Genomic DNA, 16633 nt, shown 5'->3' with positions numbered 1-16633 from the left:
TTACTCCTGTTTTCTGCAAGTGATGTCACATTGTCAGCAAAACAGCTTCTCTCTTTTTTCCATCTTTCTGATACAGGATAAATAGATCGCACAGAAACCGTGCAGGAAGATATGGGTCCGGCTTCAGGAGCACCGCCTTTTTCCTCATGCGGGCGCACAGGAACAAAGCTGCCAGAGCAGGACAGCACAGCCACGTCAGCCACTGCCCTCTGCCAGCGCCATGCTTTGTACGCCCTGCCGCCGCGCTCACCAGGGTCCCCCCTGTCTTATGGCGGGCGCTGTCGTCCATACACACGTCATACAGGCTCATCCCGCAGGAGCTGTCTATATGGCAGATACCGGCGTGTGTGCCGGCGGGCGGTACATCTGAAGCCTCTCCTCTTAGAAAAAGGCTGGAAGGCGCAGCCACACATACTATGGCCATCGCTATGATCAACATGACTGTTCTGAGTTTGCGGTGCATCTTTTACAGCCCTCTCTCACAAGAAATTTTACATTCATTTTACAGTAGCAAACAATACTTCTTATATCATTAATTTTCCCGGCTGTCAAGCACCAGAACAGAAGAACGGCCGGGCACCGCGTTCCGCAGCGTCCGACCGCTCAAAAAATAAATGCGGATGACAGGAATCGAACCTGCACACCGAAGTACCAGATCCTAAGTCTGGCGCGTCTGCCAGTTCCGCCACATCCGCAGGATGAATAAAAAAACGCAGCCATCCGGCTGCGTGTCAGTGAGCGTGCGGGGATTCGAACCCCGGACAACTTGATTAAAAGTCAAGTGCTCTACCACCTGAGCTACACGCCCGCACATAAAACTGGGCTAGTTGGATTCGAACCAACGAATGCAGGAGTCAAAGTCCTGTGCCTTACCGCTTGGCGATAGCCCAATAGCCCTTTCGGGTAAAGGTGGATACAGGGATTCGAACCCTGGGCCTCCAGAGCCACAATCTGGCGCGCTAACCAACTGCGCTATACCCACCATTTTCTATTTTTTCCATACACCAGGCCTCTTATCAAGGCATTATGGACTGACCCGCCACAATAATGACACATTGTCTTTTCTGTGAACGTGCCAACGAGCCTGGGGGGATTCGAACCCTCGACCTACGGCTTAGAAGGCCGTTGCTCTATCCAGCTGAGCTACAGACTCAAAGGTAAATCCTGAGGCATGTCCATATGATCGCCTCAAGAAAGCGGGTGATGGGAATCGAACCCACGTATCCAGCTTGGAAGGCTGGTGTTCTACCATTGAACTACACCCGCATACATGATCGGGGTGACAGGATTTGAACCTGCGACCTCCTGGTCCCAAACCAGGCGCTCTAGCCAAGCTGAGCCACACCCCGAGGTCTATTCGTACATGCGCACTCACGTGGCACGAGAATAATTATATCTGAACCATCTGCCAATGTCAACAACTTTTTTTATTATTTTCAAACCGACATGGCTTCTATCCGAGGTAGCGTATCTCGCAGGACACTCTCCCCTCCCGGTCCACCTCCATCATGATATAGCTGGGCCTTCTTCCCTTCTGCCTCGGGTAGGAGATGCTCCCCGGGTTCAGGGTCATAAGATCCGGCTCTACGGTGAGCGCGGGCATGTGGGTGTGGCCGTACATGACAATGTCCGCTCCCCGTCCCCTGGCCTCGGCCTTCAGCCTGTCCTCGTTCATGCCCACGAAATAGCCGTGCCCGTGGGTGATAAAGACATGGTGGTCCCCGATAAAGAATTCCTCCTCCCAGGGCAGGTGGGAGAAGAAGTCATTGTTTCCGCTCACCATATGTACCGGGCAGCCCGCCAGAGCCTCGATGTAGTCCGCTTTTCCCTCCACATCGCCCAGATGGATCATCATGTCCACAGGGCCCTCCTTCTCAAGGACCCTCTCCAGATTCCCGTGGGCCTTGTGCGTATCACTTACGATAAGTATCCTCATTTGACAGCCTCTCCTCCATGATCCTCCTCATTTTCCTGAGTCCTTCGCCCCTGTGACTGAGCGCGTTTTTTTCCTCCGGCGGAAGCTGGGCGCTGGTGCAGCCATACTCGGGCAGGAAGAAGATGGGGTCATAGCCAAAGCCGTTTTCCCCGATGATCTCATAGCCGATGCGGCCCTCCATGGTCCCCCGCACCACTTCCTCCGTACCGTCCGGGAACTCGGCCGCGATGGCGCAGACAAACCTTGCGGTCCGCTCCTCGTCAGGCACTCCCTCCAGCCGCTCCAGGAGAGCGTTGTTCTTGATATCGTAGGACGTGTCCGTTCCCATATACCTGGCAGAGTAGATGCCCGGCTCCTTGTTCAGATAGTCTATCTCCAGCCCGGAATCATCAGCCAGGATGACCGCGTCCCGGTTCTCCTCCATCTTTGCGGCGATCCTGCGCACTGCCCGGGCCTTGATGAGTGCATTTTCCTCAAAGGTAGTGCCGTCCTCCTCCGGGTCCGCCTGGATCCCCGCCTCCTTCTGGGAAAGGATTTCCATGCCCAGATCCGAAAGGATCTGGCGGATCTCCACCATTTTATTCTCGTTTCCTGTGGCAAATATGATCTTTCTCATCGCTTGTGCGCTCCTCTTTTTTATATTCCTCTCATCTCTCCGGATTTTTCCTTGGCGGCTTCGGCCCCGGGAACTGATAGAAATAAGTCTTCAGCATCCCGTTGTATATCTTCCGGTTCTTCTGGGCCTTCCTGCCGAAGTACCGCTCTGCGTCCTCATAGCTTGTGATCATATAGGCAGACCAGCTGTCCAGCCTCCGGAAGCTCTCGCCAAAAGCCCGATACAGCTCCGGAAGGTCCCTCTTGTCCTCCAGCCTCTCCCCGTAGGGCGGGTTTGTGATGATGAAGCCGTATTTCTTCGGATGACTCAGACTCCTCACATCCCTCTCCTGGAAATGGATCAGATGGTCCACCCCCGCCTCCCGGGCATTCCGCCTGGCTACCTTTATGACAGAGCCGTCAATGTCGTAGCCCTGTATATCCGTCACCACGCCACTCCGGATGCGGGAGGAAGCCTCGTCCACAGCCTCATACCATGCCTTCCTCGGGATCAGGTTCGTCCACTCCTCCGCCGTGAAGGAGCGGTTCATGCCCGGCGCGATGTCCGCCGCCATCATGGCCGCCTCTATAGGAAAGGTTCCGCTGCCGCAGAAGGGGTCCACCAGGATGCGGTCCCCGCGCCAGGGCGTCAGCATGATCAGCGCCGCCGCCAGCGTCTCCGTGATGGGAGCCTTTCCCGACACCTCCCGGTATCCCCTCTTGTGGAGAGATACCCCGGAGGTATCGATCCCCACCGTGACCACATCCTTTTTCAGGAATACCCGCAGGGGATAGGCAGCCCCGTCCTCCTTAAACCAGTCCGTGCGGTAGTGCTCCTGGAGCCTGCGGACCATGGCCTTCTTCATGATGGACTGTATGTCCGAGGGGCTGAACAGCCGGCTCTTCACAGACGCGGCCTTGGCCACCCAGAACCTTCCGTCAGAGGGTATGTACTGCTCCCAGGGGATCTCCCTGGTCCTCTCAAACAGCTCGTCAAATGTCTCCGCCCTGAATTCCCCCGCCTTGAGGAGCACTCTCTCCGCTGTCCGCAGGAAAATGTTGGCCCGGCAGATGCCGGCCGCATCTGCATAAAATGTCACTCTTCCATCCTCTGTCCCGGATATCTCGTATCCCAGGTCCAGTATCTCTCTTTTCAGCACCGCCTCCAGGCCGAAATGGCAGGGCGCGATCAGTTCTATCCTCTCCATGATCCTCTCCATCCGCTTATCTTTAACTAACATCTTATGGTCAAAAAGGAGATTTGTCAATGGAAAAGCGGGGATCCCGCCCGGAACCCCCGCCTTCGCGCCTGTCAAAAGCCGCCTAGTACTTGTCTGTTGTGTCGCTGTAATTGTAGCTGTCTGTCGTCTGATTCCTGGATGCGTTTTTGCCGGATGCATTTTTTCCAGCTGTGTTTTTTGTGGACGCATTCTTGTCATAGGCATTTCTGGAAGCGTTCTTGCTGTACCCGCTCTTTTTGGACTCATATGCGTTTTCAGAATTTCCCATGTTGTTTGAATTATTGCAATTCTTTGCCATATTTAATTCCTCCTGTTCATTTGATACACTGTTAGTGTGTCCGAAAACAGGCTTTCTATGTGCGCATTTATATATTAAGTTTTTTTTAATTTTTTTCTTGCTTTTTCCAGCTCAGTATATTCCCATCTTTGACAGTATAAGTCCGTAGATAGCCTTTAAATCAAGCTTTCTACGGACTTTTTTATAACCTAAAATGTAGCTATATATTATTACTTTTTCTTCTTAGTTTCACGGATTATTTTTCGCATATTTATGTCTGATATGATCTGATAGTCTGTACGGAATCCTGCTGTTTCATGGAGTGCGTCTGTCAGGTCAGTCCTTGTATAAACCGGCGTATATCCAAGCTTTTCTCCAGGGCGAGCCATCCACATATTCCTCAGGGTATCTATGATCTCTTCGCAGGTAAAAGTTTCCTTCAGTTTTTTTTCAAGGATCCTGTAGATCATAAGAGCAATAAAGCATGTAAGGAAATGGGATTTGATATGATCCTCAGTCTGCAAATATACTGGCCGTGCCTTAAAGTCTGTTTTCATGATCCGGAAACATTCTTCAATCTCCCAGCGCTTCTTATTGATCTTTACGATCTCATCTACACTCATGTCGCTCAGATTGGTAGATACGGCATAGAAACCATCATAGCGTTCTTCTTCCAGGATAACATCTGTATCCAGGTAAACCAGTTCTTCCGAACAGATTTCACCATCCTTTGTCGCTTTTTCCCTCACAATAAATCTGTGAGGGTCATTCTGGTTTTTCGGCCGCTGCTTATAGTTCCCGCTGTCGATCAGCTTCTGTGCCCGATCGATCTGGCCTTTCCGTATCTTTCTTTGATAGTTTTTATACTTTGGAGAAAAAGAGACGATCAGATGCTGTTCCAAAGGCTTTGCCCCATTTTTTATTTTTCTTTGGGAAAGATCTTCTTTGATCCAACGGTCTTTATAAAAGACCTTGTGATAGTCTGTCTCTTCATCAATTTCATCCAGGCAGAAAGTTTCAGAATAGCCTGGCAGATGCCATCCTTCCGGATTCAGCGCAAACTCCTTGAGGTATTCCGGAAGCTGTTTTACAGACTGGGTGGTGATAAAGCTGCGGATCTGCACACCATCAATGGTCCTGTCGTTAAACTTTCTGTTTGTCTTTGAAGAAAGACCCGCATCTGTACAGACAATGATCTGTTCCATTCCGTAATCCCGTATCACTTTTTTCTCCAGAGGTTTCAAAGTGGGCTGTTCATTTTTGTTCCCAGGATAGATGTCAAAGGCTAAGGGAATGCCATCATGGTCCATGAATAATCCCATGCCTACGATGGGGAGGGGCTGGTGCTGTTTGGATTTCCCATATCGGCGCAGTTCATCTGCTTCTTCCAGTTCGAAGAAGTAATTCGTGCAGTCATAATAGAGGATGTCTTTCCGCCGTTCAATGACTCTCTGACTGTTTTTATAGAGTTGTGCCTGGATAAAGTCGTTTTCTTTAGCAAGGACAGAAAGCGAACGGTAAATATCATGAAGTTCAAAGGAGGGCTGCTCAATTAGTTTCTTCGCCTGTTTGTTGGAAGACAGTTTGGAAGATGGAAAGAGGATTCTGGTATAGATCAGCTTTGACAGGATATCATTCAGGTCATATTCAAACAGATGACGGCCAGAAATATCCCGGCAGATCTTATCCAGTCCCAACTGATAATAAATCTTCTGCAGGAAAAGATAGCCGCAGTTAAAAAGCTTCTGCTCCCCCTTCTTAAGAAGTTTAGAGGGAGAATAGCTGACAAGGATTTCCTTATTTTCATCGTACTCCTTACGGTTTAATTCGTTGACGTATTCCTGGGCCCATACATAAGGATCTTTTCCGCAGGCTTTGGCAGTAACCTCGGTCAGGTTCCCCAGCTTTTCAATGGTGACCGTAGTAACTTTCCCATCGGGTTTCCGGATAGTTTTCTGTACATAAAAGGATGCGGAATTTTTGGATTTGCTGACAGTGAGTTTCATGGCAAGTACCTCCTCCCTCTATTATACTATATATAGCTATAAATAGCTACAATAATTCGCATAAAATTTGACAAAAAAATACAGGCTTTATGGGGCCTGCAAGTGTTTTTCGATTTATTGAACTGTCAAACTTCCGATAGCTATAAATAGCTACAATAATTCGCATAAAATTTGACAAAAAAATACAGGCTTTATGGGGCCTGCAAGTGTTTTTCGATTTATTGAACTGTCAAACTTCCGCTTTCTATGTGCGCATTTATATATTAAGTTTTTTTTAATTTTTTTCTTGCTTTTTCCAGCTCAGTATATTATACTAATGCATGTAGAAAGAATACTTTCTACAACCCCTTATTAATTATTTATACTCCCCTCAAAAGACCGATGGCTCCCCCATCGGTCTTTTACCTTTGTCCGTTTCTTTGTTATATCTCCTTTATATCTCCGCCCGGCTCCGGGCTCCGCCTCACCGTCTCGTTCCGCCGATCAGCCTCAGGATAAAGGCGACCACCAGCACCGGCACGAGGATGGGCATCAGCAGGGAGAAAATCCCTCCTATCACCGCGATCACAATGAGGAACACACCGACAACGCCCAGGACGAGAAGGATCTTCTTCCACCACGCACTCAGCGGGGAGGCTCCGCCCTGCCTTCCGCCGTCATGCCCTCTGCCCCCAGCCGCGTCATAGGCGTCCTCCGCTCCCAGGCTGTCCGCGGACATACCGATGACAGAGCGGGCAATGACCCATGGGTCTCCCAGCTCCGCGATCACGTCGCTCTCCGGTCTCCCTTTCGCTGTCTCTTCTATAATATAGGAGCTGTAATAATCCACATTCTCCTGCACGGTCCTTCGGTCCAGCTCACTCTCCAGCGCATCCCTGAGCCTTGCCAGAAATTCCTGTCTTGTCATGCACCTGTCCTCCTGCCCTTTTCTTGCGGATACACCGGTATCCTGCCGGGATATAAAATACCCTGCACCTAGGATAGCATATCTGTCTGGCTATTCCAAGTGCAGGGGTATGAACATTTTATTATAACTTTATTAAGTCACGGTATGACTCTTACACTTCAAACATAAGATCCCCGTAGGATGGCATGGGCCATGCCTCCTTGTCCACGATCATCTCCAGCTGGTCCACCGGCGCGCGGAGCGCCTCCATGGCCGGGAACACCGTATCGTGGTAGAATCTTGCCTGTACCTCTCCCTCTTCCATAGCTGCCGCCGTCTCCGTCTCCTTTGCCAGGATATCCAGCGCCTTCTTCGTCTCCCCGAGGAGAGCCGAGATTTCTGCCAGAAGCTGGGACTGGACAGAGAAGTCCGCACCCGCCTCGCGCACGGAGTTCACTGTGTCCGCCAGTGTCTTTGTGTACCTGATGATAGCCGGGATGATCTGCTTGCTGGCCATGTCTATCATAGTCCTCGCCTCTATGTTGATAGCCTTCGCATAGTTCTCATACTTGATCTCCGCGCGGGACTCAAGCTCTGCCCGTGTAAACACATGGTACCTCTCAAAGAGGGAGATCGTCTTCTCTGTCACCAGAGCCGGGATGGCGTCCACCATAGACCGGATGTTGGGAAGCCCTCTTCTTTCCGCCTCCTGTATCCACTCATCCGCATAGCCGTTTCCGTTGAACACGATGCGGTAGTGCTCGGTAGCGTACTGCTTGATCAGGTCGTGGACCGCTTTCTCAAAGTCCTCCGCCTTCTCCAGCACATCGCACGCCTGGGCGAAGGCATCCGCCACGATGGTATTGAGAACGATGTTGGAGGCTGCCACAGAATCCCTGGAGCCCACCATGCGGAACTCAAATTTATTGCCCGTGAAGGCAAAGGGCGATGTCCTGTTCCTGTCAGATGTGTCCTTTGCCAGGTCCGGCAGCGTCCGCACGCCGGTCTGCAGCTTTCCGGTGTTCAGGCTGTGGGTGGCCTCGCCGGTAGTGATCAGCTGCTCCAGCACATCCTCCAGCTGCTCTCCCAGGAAGACGGAAATGATAGCCGGCGGAGCTTCGTTGGCTCCCAGTCTGTGGTCATTTCCCGGGTCCGCCGCAGACTCCCGCAGCAGGGCCGCATGCTCGTCCACCGCCTTCAGGATACAGGTGAGGACAAGGAGGAACTGGATGTTTTCATGGGGTGTCTTGCCCGGATCGAGCAGGTTCTTTCCATCATCTGTGGTAAGCGACCAGTTGTTGTGCTTTCCTGACCCGTTGACCCCCGCAAAGGGTTTCTCATGGAGGAGGCACTTCATGCCGTGCTCCGACGCAATCCTCTTGAGAGTCTGCATGACGATCTGGTTGTGGTCTACCGCCACATTTGCCTTTGCGTAGATGGGAGCCAGCTCGTGCTGGGCAGGCGCCACCTCATTGTGCTGGGTCTTTGCCGTCACGCCCATCTTCCAGAGCTCCTCGTTGACATCCTTCATAAAAGAAGCGATCCGCTGCCGGATGGTTCCGAAATAGTGGTCGTCCAGCTCCTGCCCCTTGGGCGGCATGGCCCCAAAGAGAGTGCGGCCTGTATAGATCAGGTCCTTCCTCTCATGGAACTTCTTCGCATCCACCAGGAAATACTCCTGCTCTGCCCCAACGGAGGGAGTCACCTTCCTGGCCGTGGAATTCCCAAACAGCCGTATCAGGCGCAGGGACTGCTCTCCTATGGCCTCCATGGAGCGCAGCAGGGGGGTCTTCTGGTCCAGGGCTTCACCCGTGTAGGAGCAGAAGGCTGTGGGGATGCACAGTGTGGCTCCCGCCGCATCCTTTCTCACAAAAGCGGGAGAGGTGCAGTCCCAGGCCGTGTATCCTCTGGCCTCAAAGGTAGCTCTCAGTCCGCCGGAGGGGAAGGAGGAGGCGTCCGGCTCTCCCTTGATGAGTTCCTTGCCGGAAAAACTCAGCAGGACCTTTCCGCTCTCCATGGGGGCAGAGATAAAGGAGTCGTGCTTCTCCGCCGTGGTCCCCGTCAGAGGCTGGAACCAGTGAGTGTAGTGGGTAGCCCCCTTCTCAATGGCCCACTCCTTCATTTCGTGGGCAATGACGTCCGCGGTGGCAAGGTCAAGCTCCTTGCCCTCCTCGATCATCTTCTTCAGATCTTTATAGACCTTCTTCGGCAGGCGCTCCTGCATGGTGGCGTCGTCAAATACATTTTCTCCAAAGATCTCCGCAATATTAATCAATTCGCTCATATTCTATATAGTATCCTTTCTATCCCTGTATGACCAGAAAAAGGCACTCCGGCCCTCACCGGGCCGGAACACCTTTGCTCTTCTCGCTATATGGCCGGCTCTTCTTAGGCTTTGCCTACGGAACCGAATAACTCCATCTTCTCTTTTACAGTTGCCATGATCGCCTCTGCGCCCGGTTTCAGGAGCTTGCGCGGATCAAATCCTTTGCCCTCCAGGTCTTTTCCTGCCTCAATGTACTTGCGTGTAGCGTCAGCAAAGGAAAGCTGGCACTCTGTGTTTACATTGATCTTTGCCACGCCAAGGTCGATCGCTTTCTTGATCATATCCTCCGGGATGCCTGTGCCGCCGTGAAGAACGAGGGGCATCTTGCCCGTCAGCTTCTGGATGGCATCCAGAGTCTCAAAGCTGAGTCCCTGCCAGTTTGCAGGATATTTTCCGTGGATGTTTCCGATACCTGCTGCCAGCATGGTAACGCCCAGGTCAGCGATCATCTTGCACTCCTGGGGATCTGCGCACTCGCCCATGCCCACAACGCCGTCTTCCTCGCCGCCGATGGATCCTACCTCTGCCTCCAGGGACAGTCCTTTCTCCGCACATACGGCAACAAGCTCTTTTGTCTTAGCCACGTTCTCCTCGATGGGATAGTGTGAACCGTCAAACATGATGGATGAAAATCCTGCCTCGATACATTTATAGCATCCCTCATATGTTCCGTGGTCCAGATGAAGCGCAACCGGAACTGTGATGTTCAGCTCCTCGATCATAGCCTTCACCATGGCAGCAACTGTCTTGAAACCTGTCATATATTTTCCCGCGCCCTCGGATACACCCAGGATCACAGGAGATTTCAGCTCCTCTGCTGTCAGAAGGATGGATTTTGTCCACTCCAGATTGTTGATGTTGAACTGGCCTACCGCATAGTGGCCTTCTACTGCTTTTTCAAGCATTTCTTTTGCTGATACTAACATGATAGTCTCCTCCACTTCCTTATTTTGCACTGCCGGGAGTACTCCCATAAAGGCAGTACAGGCTTCGCTTTTTTTATTATAGCTCAATCACATAAAAATGACAATCTTTTTTACAGCTCTGCACTTTTGCCTGCGCTCCTCCCTGATCCACTCCCGTGATAGCCGCCTCCTCCAAAAGGGCAGAAGAAAGCACCACATATCATCATAAAATCAAAAACAAGCTTATAGTTCAATCATATAAAACATCAATCTTTTTTAAATCTCTGAGACCTTTCTCAACCAGTCAATGTCATTTTTTTCCAGCTTGACAGACAATGCCCTGGCATTTTCTTCAAGCTGCTCCACCTTGGAACAACCGGTCAGCACATTAATGTAATCTCCCTGACCCATGAGCCATGCAAGCGCCAAATCCGCCTTCGTACATTTGTACTTTTCACATAGCGGCTCCCACGTTTCCAACATATCAATAACTCTTCCCATATTTTCCTTCTGGAACCATTTTTTACCGGACTGGGATGCTTTAGGCACATAGTCCTTCTTATATCTGCCGCTTAAAAGTCCCTGTTCCAAAGGAGAATATGCCTGAAAGGTAATGCCGTTCTCGCAGCAGAACGGGATAAGCTCCTCCTCGGCCTGTCTGTCCAGGATACTGTACTTTCCCTGCACAACATCCAGTTCACCAAAGGACAGATACTGCCGTATATGATCCACAGTCACATTGGCTGCTCCCACAGCTCTTATCAAGCCTTCCTCTTTCATTTTCATAAGTTCCCCCATGGTCTCTTGTATGGGGGTAAAATACGGCTCTACTGACTGCCAATGGGTCATATACACATCTATGTAATCTGTTCCAAGCCTCTTAAGACTATCCTCCACCTCTCTTCGGAGCGAGTCCGCGGAAAGATTTTTGTAAAGCTGGACATCTCCCACTTTATTAAATAGGCTTCCTTTTCTGTCCCACACAATCCCGCACTTTGTAATGATCCGCACTTTAGAGCGGTCCATTCTTTGCAGAGCCTTTCCCAGAATCCTCTCACTGTTGCCAAAATTATACGCCGGCGCGGTGTCTATTAAATTGATCCCCTTTTCCGGGGCCTGTACAATCGTCTCAATACACTGTTCTTCATCTCTGTCGCCCCAGGCCGGTCCACCGCCGATCGCCCAGGTACCCATACCCAGACGGCTAATCTCTATTTCACTTCTTCCCAGTCTGATCATTTCCATCTCTTTTTCTCCTCCTAAAGCCATGACCTGTACTCTTCATCCAAAAGAGCCATCGCCTCCTCCTTGATCTGGCGTCTGTCGTCCATCTCAAGCATACACTGTACATCATGTTTGATCTTTTTATACTCACATTTTGAGAGAAGATACTTTACCAAAGGAACCGCCGATGGGTTTACACTGAATTTTTTCAGTCCCATACCCAGAAGAACCGGAACTGCGAGCGGATCTGATGCCATCTCCCCGCAGAGACAGCATTCCTTATTCTCTTGTTCACATGCCCGAATCACAGTGTATATCAAGTGGAGCACACCGGGATCAAAGTAATCATACAGCCCGCAAACCTTTTCGTTCTGTCGGTCCACTGCAAGTGCATACTGTGTCAGATCATTGCTCCCTATGCTGAAAAAATCCACCTTTTTGATGAACCGGGAAGCCAGGATTGCTGTAGAGGGCACCTCCACCATCATGCCTGTCTGTATATCTTTATCATATGCTATCCTTTGCTGATCAAGCTCGTCTTTTGCCTTTTGCAGACAGGCAAGGGCTTCTTCAAGTTCAGCCATACTGCTGATCATAGGAAACATCACCCGCACATTCCCATATGCAGATGCCCGCAAAACAGCCTTAAGCTGGGTAAAAAAAAGTTCCTTTCGTTCAAGACAGATGCGAATCGCACGATATCCCAGAAAAGGATTTTCCTCTGCCGGAATTTCCAAAGCCTCAGACTGCTTATCTCCTCCTATATCCATAGTGCGTATCACAAGAGGCTGTCCTTGCAGCATCTCTGCCGCTTTTTTGTATGCCTGAAACTGTTCTTCCTCTCCCGGTAAATCTTTTCTTCCCATATAGAGAAATTCAGTGCGAAAAAGCCCGACTCCTTCCGCCCCCATCTGTTTTGCCTGCTCTGCCGCCTGGGCATCCATGATATTCGCCATAATCTGCACAGAAACCTTGTCCTTTGTCTGACCTTTTTTCTCTGTATATTTCTCCAAAATTTTCTGTTTTTCCTGATAGCTCACTGTCTCAGCCAATGCATCAGCCCGGGCGGCCTCATCCATTTCCCAGGCAGCTTTCCCTGCTGTCCCGTCCACAAAGACCATATCCCCATCCTTGATCTTCTCTGCACCGATGCATCCTACAACCGCAGGAATTCCCATATTGGCGGCAAGTATGCACACATGGGCTGTTCGGGATCCCTTTGCAAGCAGAAGTCCTTTTACTTTTCCCTTTTTCGCTCCAGCCAGCACGGAGGGTGAGATATTTTCTCCTGTCAATATCACATCCTCCTCCAGTTTCCCAAGATCCGGATACCTTTTTCCGAGAAGCCTGCAGATGATCCTGTTTCCCACATCCCGGAAATCGTCCGTGCGCGCTGCAAGATATGCATCTCCAATAGCTTCCAGCATACGGCACTGGGCCTCGATACATCTGGCCACAGCACTCTCAGGTGCATATCCCTCTTCCAGTTCTTTTCTGATACTGTCATGAAAAACAGCGTCTGACAGCATAGTATGCTGCATCTGAACAATCTCAAGACGCATTGCTTCCTCTTCGCCTTCAAGGCGTGTTTCCTCATCCTTCATCTCTTCAGCGATAGAGTCTATAGCCTCTTTCACTCTTTCCACAGAATGTAGCAGATTTTCTTTACTCTTTTTCTCCAAGTCTATCTGCTGCTGCGTCTCTGCAGCCATTGCCCTTGCCAAGGCTTTTCCCCTGGACGCTGCAATTCCTCTGCCAATCATACGCCTCACTCCTTTAGATCTTCAATAAATCTGCACAGGCTGTCCACAGCCTCCCTTTCATCCGTCCCTTCCGCCTCTACTGTGATGGCGATTCCCTGGGAAAGTCCCGCTGCCAGTACATTAAAAATGCTCTTAGGATTGATCACCATATTCTCTTTTATAATCCTGATCTCAGACTGATATTTCTCCGCTTCTCTTACAAGCTGTGTGGCAGGCCGTGCATGCAGGCCTGTGGGATTGTTAATTGTCACTTCTTTAGCGTACATCCTCATCTCTCCTTATTTTATCTCCAGCCAGCCCCTTCTTCACCGCGGCAGGTGACAATGCATTCTCTCAGCACTTTTTTCACTTCCTTTTTAGCCTCTGACATAATATCCGCAGTGTGTGTCTCGGCCCCCATCATCCTGATAGCTTTCTCCACTGATTTCATATAGGTATATCTAATCTGTGTACCTACATTTACTTTCCGGATACCGCCGGCAATGGCTCTTCTGACATCTTCTCTTGGGATACCTGATCCCCCGTGAAGGACCAACGGGAGCTGCAACGCCTTGTGTAATTTCTCCAGCAGTTCATAATCCAGCCGGGGAGCATGGCTGTAAAAGCCATGCTCACTTCCTATAGACACTGCCAGGGCATCCACTTTTGTCTCCTCCGCCAGACGCCGGGCATCCTCCAGGGCCGCCAGCTCTCCTTTTGGAGTGTAGCCCTCCTCCCCAGCACTTTTGATTTTTCCTATCTCTGCTTCCACGTGGACATTTCTCTTATGTGCATAATCCACCACTTTCCTGACAGTCTCAATATTTTCCTCCAGAGGAAGATCCGCTCCGTCAATCATTACAGAGTTGTACCCATTATCCACCGCTTCCATGCACATCTCAACGCTGTGACAGTGATCGAGATGATAGATTACCGGCACACGGCTTTGTTCCATCGTGATCCTGGCCACTGCTCCCAGCTTCTCTATGCCAATTGCCTGTATAACCTTGGGCAGACACGCAATAATGACTGGTGAATTCTCCTCCTCAGCCGCCTCTGTAATAAAAGACATGTCCCAAAAATCCGAATGATTAAAATGAGGGATCGCAATTTGTTTTTTGTCGGCTTCCGCAAATAACTTTTCTATCTCTTCTCTTCCTGTTACCATGTTTTTCCTCCTACTACCCTCGTCTTTTTAAGACGGGAAGAAGATTTTCAGTATCTGAAGCAGCACAAATCCTACATGCTCACCTGTATTAAACAACGTATAGTTGCCTCCCGCTTCCACCAGTCCTGTCTGTATTCCGAGTTCTGTAATGAGCGGACACATGGCGGATGCCATGTAGAACACAAGTACGACCATCACAATGCCTATGAGCAGTCCCCGGAACATATTTCTTTTAGATGCAATAACCGGAGCCATCATCATATAGGACAAGTTGGTCAGTCCCACCAGAGGAAGGACCCTGTTTCCCGGCAGTATTACTGCAAGCAGCAGCGAAATAGGCACAAATATCATTCCCAGTGTAATCATATCTGTATCACCTACAAGCAGGGCAAAATCCATGCCAATGCGGAACTCCCTGTTGGGGAAGCGGGTAGCCATAAATTCTCTTGTAGCAGTTGCGATAGGAGACAGCCCCTCCATCAGGATAGAAATCATCCTTGGAAGAAGGAACATGGCCGCTGCCATCGTCATTCCTACATTCAGGCACTGGTCCCAGCTATAGCTTGCAAGAAGCGCCAGGATTGCTCCGATTATAAAGCCTATCATGATCGGCTCTGTAAAAAATGCCGCTTTCTTGGGAACTTTCTTTAAATTGAAATCTATCTTCCTCACACCCGGTATCTTGTCAATAACCCAGTCTATTGCCCTGCCGATTGGGAGCAGAACCGGGAAAGCCATAGTACAGAAGGAAAGACCTCTGTACTGCTCCCCGCACACCTCACAGATCAGCTCCTGATTACGGTCTGCGAGCAAAAGGTTGATAGCTGAATACACAACACCAACCAACAGTCCAATCAGGATATTTCCTGATATGATCGTCGCCAGACTCCCTATGAAAAGATAATGCCAGAAGTTCCATATATCTACATTAAGCGTCTTCGTCAAATTCAAAAGAAGCATCACTGCATTAACTAAAAGCACGCCTCCAAACATCATAAGAACGAACCTGCCATCGCTAAACGACATCGTAGATACGACAGGCACACCAAGATCCACAGCGTCTAACGAAAGTCCCCACTGCTCCTGAAGTTGGGTAATCAGAGGCGTCATCGTTTCAGTAATCAGCCCGGCGGCAAGGGATATACCTTTAAATCCAATTCCTACGGTGATACCTGCTCTCAGTGCATCGCTCGGTTTCATCCGGAATATCATTCCCATGACAAAGAGAATGACCGGCATCATTACAAAAGCTCCAAGATCCACTACCTTGTTAAGGACATCCAATACAATCGTCATATCTTTGTCCTCCTCTACTTCTTATCCAGTTCGGTCAGATAGGCTGCTATTTCATCCAGCACCTTGGCCGAACCGACACCTGTCAGCAGTGGTACTCCAGAATAAACAGGTGTCCCTTCCGGAGGCTGTATAGAATTTACAGACACAGTAGCTAGAATCACGTGAGGTTTATACTGAAACATAACACCATTTGACTCTGCAACGCTGCAGGTGCGTATCTGCGTCTCAATTCCTCTTTGCTCCAGTCCGTTCTGTAGGGTCTTTGCAACATGGGTAGAAGTAGCCAGTCCCGCTCCACAGACTGCCAACACACGATACATTTCTGCCATATTCTTCTCCCCCTTTCCTTATACTGCAATGCCCTTAAGCATTCTGTCTTTCAGTGTCTCAACATCCTTGGCCGGAATCGGCGTCATCTTACCTGCCATCAGTGTAAGGTAAGCAAGCTGTGCGCACTCCTCTATGTATTCCGCAGCCGAGAAAGCTCTGTCCAGCGTTGGGCAGGCAGCCAGTAGTCCATGGTTCTGCAGAGTACATACCATCTTTTCCTCTCCCAGAGCCTCTACTGCAGCCTGCGCCAGCTCTTCGGACCCCGGAAGATGAAAGGGTGCTACAGGCACTGGAGCGTAAGGAGTTGACGGCGGCATCATCGGCGGAATCTCCTGTTCCAGGATAGAAAATACAGTTGCATACATAGAGTGTGTATGGACAATGCCATTCAGATTTTTCCTGGCTCTGTACACAGCTGTATGCATCGGAGTTTCTGAGGAGGGCTTAAACTCTCCATCCAGCAGCTCACCTGTCAAGCTTACCGCCGGAAGTTGCTCTGGCTTCAACTGATCGTATGGTATTCTTGTCGGTGTAATGATCGCCACATCCTCGCCCGGTACTCTCATGGACACATTCCCTGCCGTTCCATGAATCAATCCTTTTTCCAGACATTTTACCGCAATTTCTAAAACTTTTTCTCTTGTCTCCTGATACTTCATTGTTGTTTCCTCCTATCGTTTTTTTGTTCTTGTTTTTCTATAA

Annotated in this window: 16 protein-coding genes and 7 tRNA genes; all 23 read right to left on the bottom strand. The window is 50.0% G+C overall.

Annotated features, from left to right (window positions below; translation table 11 throughout):
* Positions 1–25: 25 nt before the first annotated feature.
* The 23 genes from B5E62_RS12060 to B5E62_RS11950 all read right to left on the bottom strand — a co-directional run bounded on the left by B5E62_RS12060 (position 26) and on the right by B5E62_RS11950 (position 16590).
* Positions 26–439, bottom strand: coding sequence for a hypothetical protein (locus B5E62_RS12060; protein ID WP_143468866.1), 414 nt, complete (start codon positions 437–439; stop codon positions 26–28).
* A gap of 176 nt (positions 440–615) precedes the next feature.
* Positions 616–695 (bottom strand) — tRNA-Leu (locus B5E62_RS12055).
* Between the two features lie 40 nt (positions 696–735).
* A tRNA-Lys gene (locus B5E62_RS12050) sits at positions 736–808 on the bottom strand.
* Positions 809–818: 10 nt separating this feature from the next.
* A tRNA-Gln gene (locus B5E62_RS12045) sits at positions 819–890 on the bottom strand.
* Positions 891–908: 18 nt separating this feature from the next.
* Positions 909–982: transfer RNA gene (locus B5E62_RS12040), tRNA-His, on the bottom strand.
* A 97-nt stretch (positions 983–1079) separates the two neighbouring features.
* Positions 1080–1153: transfer RNA gene (locus B5E62_RS12035), tRNA-Arg, on the bottom strand.
* 42 nt (positions 1154–1195) lie between these two features.
* Positions 1196–1266, bottom strand: a tRNA-Gly gene (locus tag B5E62_RS12030).
* Between the two features lie 8 nt (positions 1267–1274).
* Positions 1275–1349: transfer RNA gene (locus tag B5E62_RS12025), tRNA-Pro, on the bottom strand.
* 104 nt (positions 1350–1453) lie between these two features.
* Positions 1454–1936 carry a metallophosphoesterase family protein gene (locus tag B5E62_RS12020; protein WP_087174802.1) on the bottom strand — a complete coding sequence of 161 codons (483 nt, stop codon included), beginning with the start codon at positions 1934–1936 and terminating at the stop codon, positions 1454–1456.
* On the bottom strand, positions 1914–2552 hold the full coding sequence (rdgB, locus tag B5E62_RS12015) for an RdgB/HAM1 family non-canonical purine NTP pyrophosphatase (protein ID WP_087174801.1): 639 nt from the start codon (positions 2550–2552) through the stop codon (positions 1914–1916). Before rdgB ends, B5E62_RS12020 begins: the two co-directional genes overlap by 23 nt.
* Positions 2553–2583: 31 nt before the next feature.
* Complete coding sequence (locus tag B5E62_RS12010) at positions 2584–3738, bottom strand: THUMP domain-containing class I SAM-dependent RNA methyltransferase (protein WP_087174850.1); 1155 nt, start codon at positions 3736–3738, stop codon at positions 2584–2586.
* Positions 3739–3853: 115 nt separating this feature from the next.
* Complete coding sequence (locus B5E62_RS12005) at positions 3854–4069, bottom strand: hypothetical protein (protein ID WP_087174800.1); 216 nt, start codon at positions 4067–4069, stop codon at positions 3854–3856.
* 209 nt (positions 4070–4278) lie between these two features.
* Positions 4279–6054, bottom strand: a complete 1776-nt coding sequence (locus tag B5E62_RS12000) for an IS1634 family transposase (protein WP_087174799.1) — start codon at positions 6052–6054, stop codon at positions 4279–4281.
* 463 nt (positions 6055–6517) lie between these two features.
* Entirely contained in the window at positions 6518–6961 is a 444-nt protein-coding gene (locus tag B5E62_RS11995; protein WP_087174798.1) for a DUF1700 domain-containing protein, read from the bottom strand.
* A gap of 151 nt (positions 6962–7112) precedes the next feature.
* Positions 7113–9224, bottom strand: a complete 2112-nt coding sequence (locus B5E62_RS11990) for a glutamine synthetase III family protein (RefSeq protein WP_087174797.1) — start codon at positions 9222–9224, stop codon at positions 7113–7115.
* A 104-nt stretch (positions 9225–9328) separates the two neighbouring features.
* Entirely contained in the window at positions 9329–10192 is an 864-nt protein-coding gene (gene fba, locus B5E62_RS11985; protein ID WP_087174796.1) for a class II fructose-1,6-bisphosphate aldolase, read from the bottom strand.
* A gap of 255 nt (positions 10193–10447) precedes the next feature.
* Positions 10448–11416 carry an aldo/keto reductase gene (locus B5E62_RS11980; protein ID WP_033124806.1) on the bottom strand — a complete coding sequence of 323 codons (969 nt, stop codon included), beginning with the start codon at positions 11414–11416 and terminating at the stop codon, positions 10448–10450.
* Between the two features lie 14 nt (positions 11417–11430).
* A complete protein-coding gene (ptsP, locus tag B5E62_RS11975; RefSeq protein ID WP_052083825.1) occupies positions 11431–13158 on the bottom strand; it encodes a phosphoenolpyruvate--protein phosphotransferase in 1728 nt (575 codons plus the stop codon).
* A gap of 5 nt (positions 13159–13163) precedes the next feature.
* A complete protein-coding gene (locus B5E62_RS11970) occupies positions 13164–13424 on the bottom strand; it encodes an HPr family phosphocarrier protein (RefSeq protein ID WP_033124687.1) in 261 nt (86 codons plus the stop codon).
* A gap of 17 nt (positions 13425–13441) precedes the next feature.
* Positions 13442–14305, bottom strand: coding sequence for a class II fructose-bisphosphate aldolase (locus B5E62_RS11965; RefSeq protein ID WP_087174795.1), 864 nt, complete (start codon positions 14303–14305; stop codon positions 13442–13444).
* 27 nt (positions 14306–14332) lie between these two features.
* Complete coding sequence (locus B5E62_RS11960; protein ID WP_076780405.1) at positions 14333–15601, bottom strand: PTS transporter subunit IIC; 1269 nt, start codon at positions 15599–15601, stop codon at positions 14333–14335.
* A 14-nt stretch (positions 15602–15615) separates the two neighbouring features.
* Positions 15616–15930 (bottom strand): PTS sugar transporter subunit IIB, encoded by a 315-nt coding sequence (locus B5E62_RS11955; protein WP_033124684.1) that lies wholly within the window; start codon positions 15928–15930, stop codon positions 15616–15618.
* 18 nt (positions 15931–15948) lie between these two features.
* A complete protein-coding gene (locus B5E62_RS11950; protein WP_033124683.1) occupies positions 15949–16590 on the bottom strand; it encodes a class II aldolase/adducin family protein in 642 nt (213 codons plus the stop codon).
* Positions 16591–16633 lie beyond the last annotated feature (43 nt).

Origin of the sequence: Lachnoclostridium sp. An118, assembly GCF_002160985.1 — a bacterium.
In the GTDB taxonomy this organism is placed as follows: Bacteria; Bacillota; Clostridia; order Lachnospirales; family Lachnospiraceae; genus Claveliimonas; species Claveliimonas stercoravium.
Note: the sequence above shows the minus strand (reverse complement) of the source record. Positions and strands in the feature narration are given on the sequence as shown.

What these genes read in the sequence shown, in the direction of transcription:
- B5E62_RS12060 (WP_143468866.1), bottom strand. Translation starts at nt 439, where the DNA reads ATGTTGATCATAGCGATGGCCATAGTATGTGTGGCTGCGCCTTCCAGC.
- B5E62_RS12020 (WP_087174802.1), bottom strand. Translation starts at nt 1,936, where the DNA reads ATGAGGATACTTATCGTAAGTGATACGCACAAGGCCCACGGGAATCTG.
- rdgB (WP_087174801.1), bottom strand. Translation starts at nt 2,552, where the DNA reads ATGAGAAAGATCATATTTGCCACAGGAAACGAGAATAAAATGGTGGAG.
- B5E62_RS12010 (WP_087174850.1), bottom strand. Translation starts at nt 3,738, where the DNA reads ATGGAGAGGATAGAACTGATCGCGCCCTGCCATTTCGGCCTGGAGGCG.
- B5E62_RS12005 (WP_087174800.1), bottom strand. Translation starts at nt 4,069, where the DNA reads ATGGCAAAGAATTGCAATAATTCAAACAACATGGGAAATTCTGAAAAC.
- B5E62_RS12000 (WP_087174799.1), bottom strand. Translation starts at nt 6,054, where the DNA reads ATGAAACTCACTGTCAGCAAATCCAAAAATTCCGCATCCTTTTATGTA.
- B5E62_RS11995 (WP_087174798.1), bottom strand. Translation starts at nt 6,961, where the DNA reads ATGACAAGACAGGAATTTCTGGCAAGGCTCAGGGATGCGCTGGAGAGT.
- B5E62_RS11990 (WP_087174797.1), bottom strand. Translation starts at nt 9,224, where the DNA reads ATGAGCGAATTGATTAATATTGCGGAGATCTTTGGAGAAAATGTATTT.
- fba (WP_087174796.1), bottom strand. Translation starts at nt 10,192, where the DNA reads ATGTTAGTATCAGCAAAAGAAATGCTTGAAAAAGCAGTAGAAGGCCAC.
- B5E62_RS11980 (WP_033124806.1), bottom strand. Translation starts at nt 11,416, where the DNA reads ATGGAAATGATCAGACTGGGAAGAAGTGAAATAGAGATTAGCCGTCTG.
- ptsP (WP_052083825.1), bottom strand. Translation starts at nt 13,158, where the DNA reads ATGATTGGCAGAGGAATTGCAGCGTCCAGGGGAAAAGCCTTGGCAAGG.
- B5E62_RS11970 (WP_033124687.1), bottom strand. Translation starts at nt 13,424, where the DNA reads ATGTACGCTAAAGAAGTGACAATTAACAATCCCACAGGCCTGCATGCA.
- B5E62_RS11965 (WP_087174795.1), bottom strand. Translation starts at nt 14,305, where the DNA reads ATGGTAACAGGAAGAGAAGAGATAGAAAAGTTATTTGCGGAAGCCGAC.
- B5E62_RS11960 (WP_076780405.1), bottom strand. Translation starts at nt 15,601, where the DNA reads ATGACGATTGTATTGGATGTCCTTAACAAGGTAGTGGATCTTGGAGCT.
- B5E62_RS11955 (WP_033124684.1), bottom strand. Translation starts at nt 15,930, where the DNA reads ATGGCAGAAATGTATCGTGTGTTGGCAGTCTGTGGAGCGGGACTGGCT.
- B5E62_RS11950 (WP_033124683.1), bottom strand. Translation starts at nt 16,590, where the DNA reads ATGAAGTATCAGGAGACAAGAGAAAAAGTTTTAGAAATTGCGGTAAAA.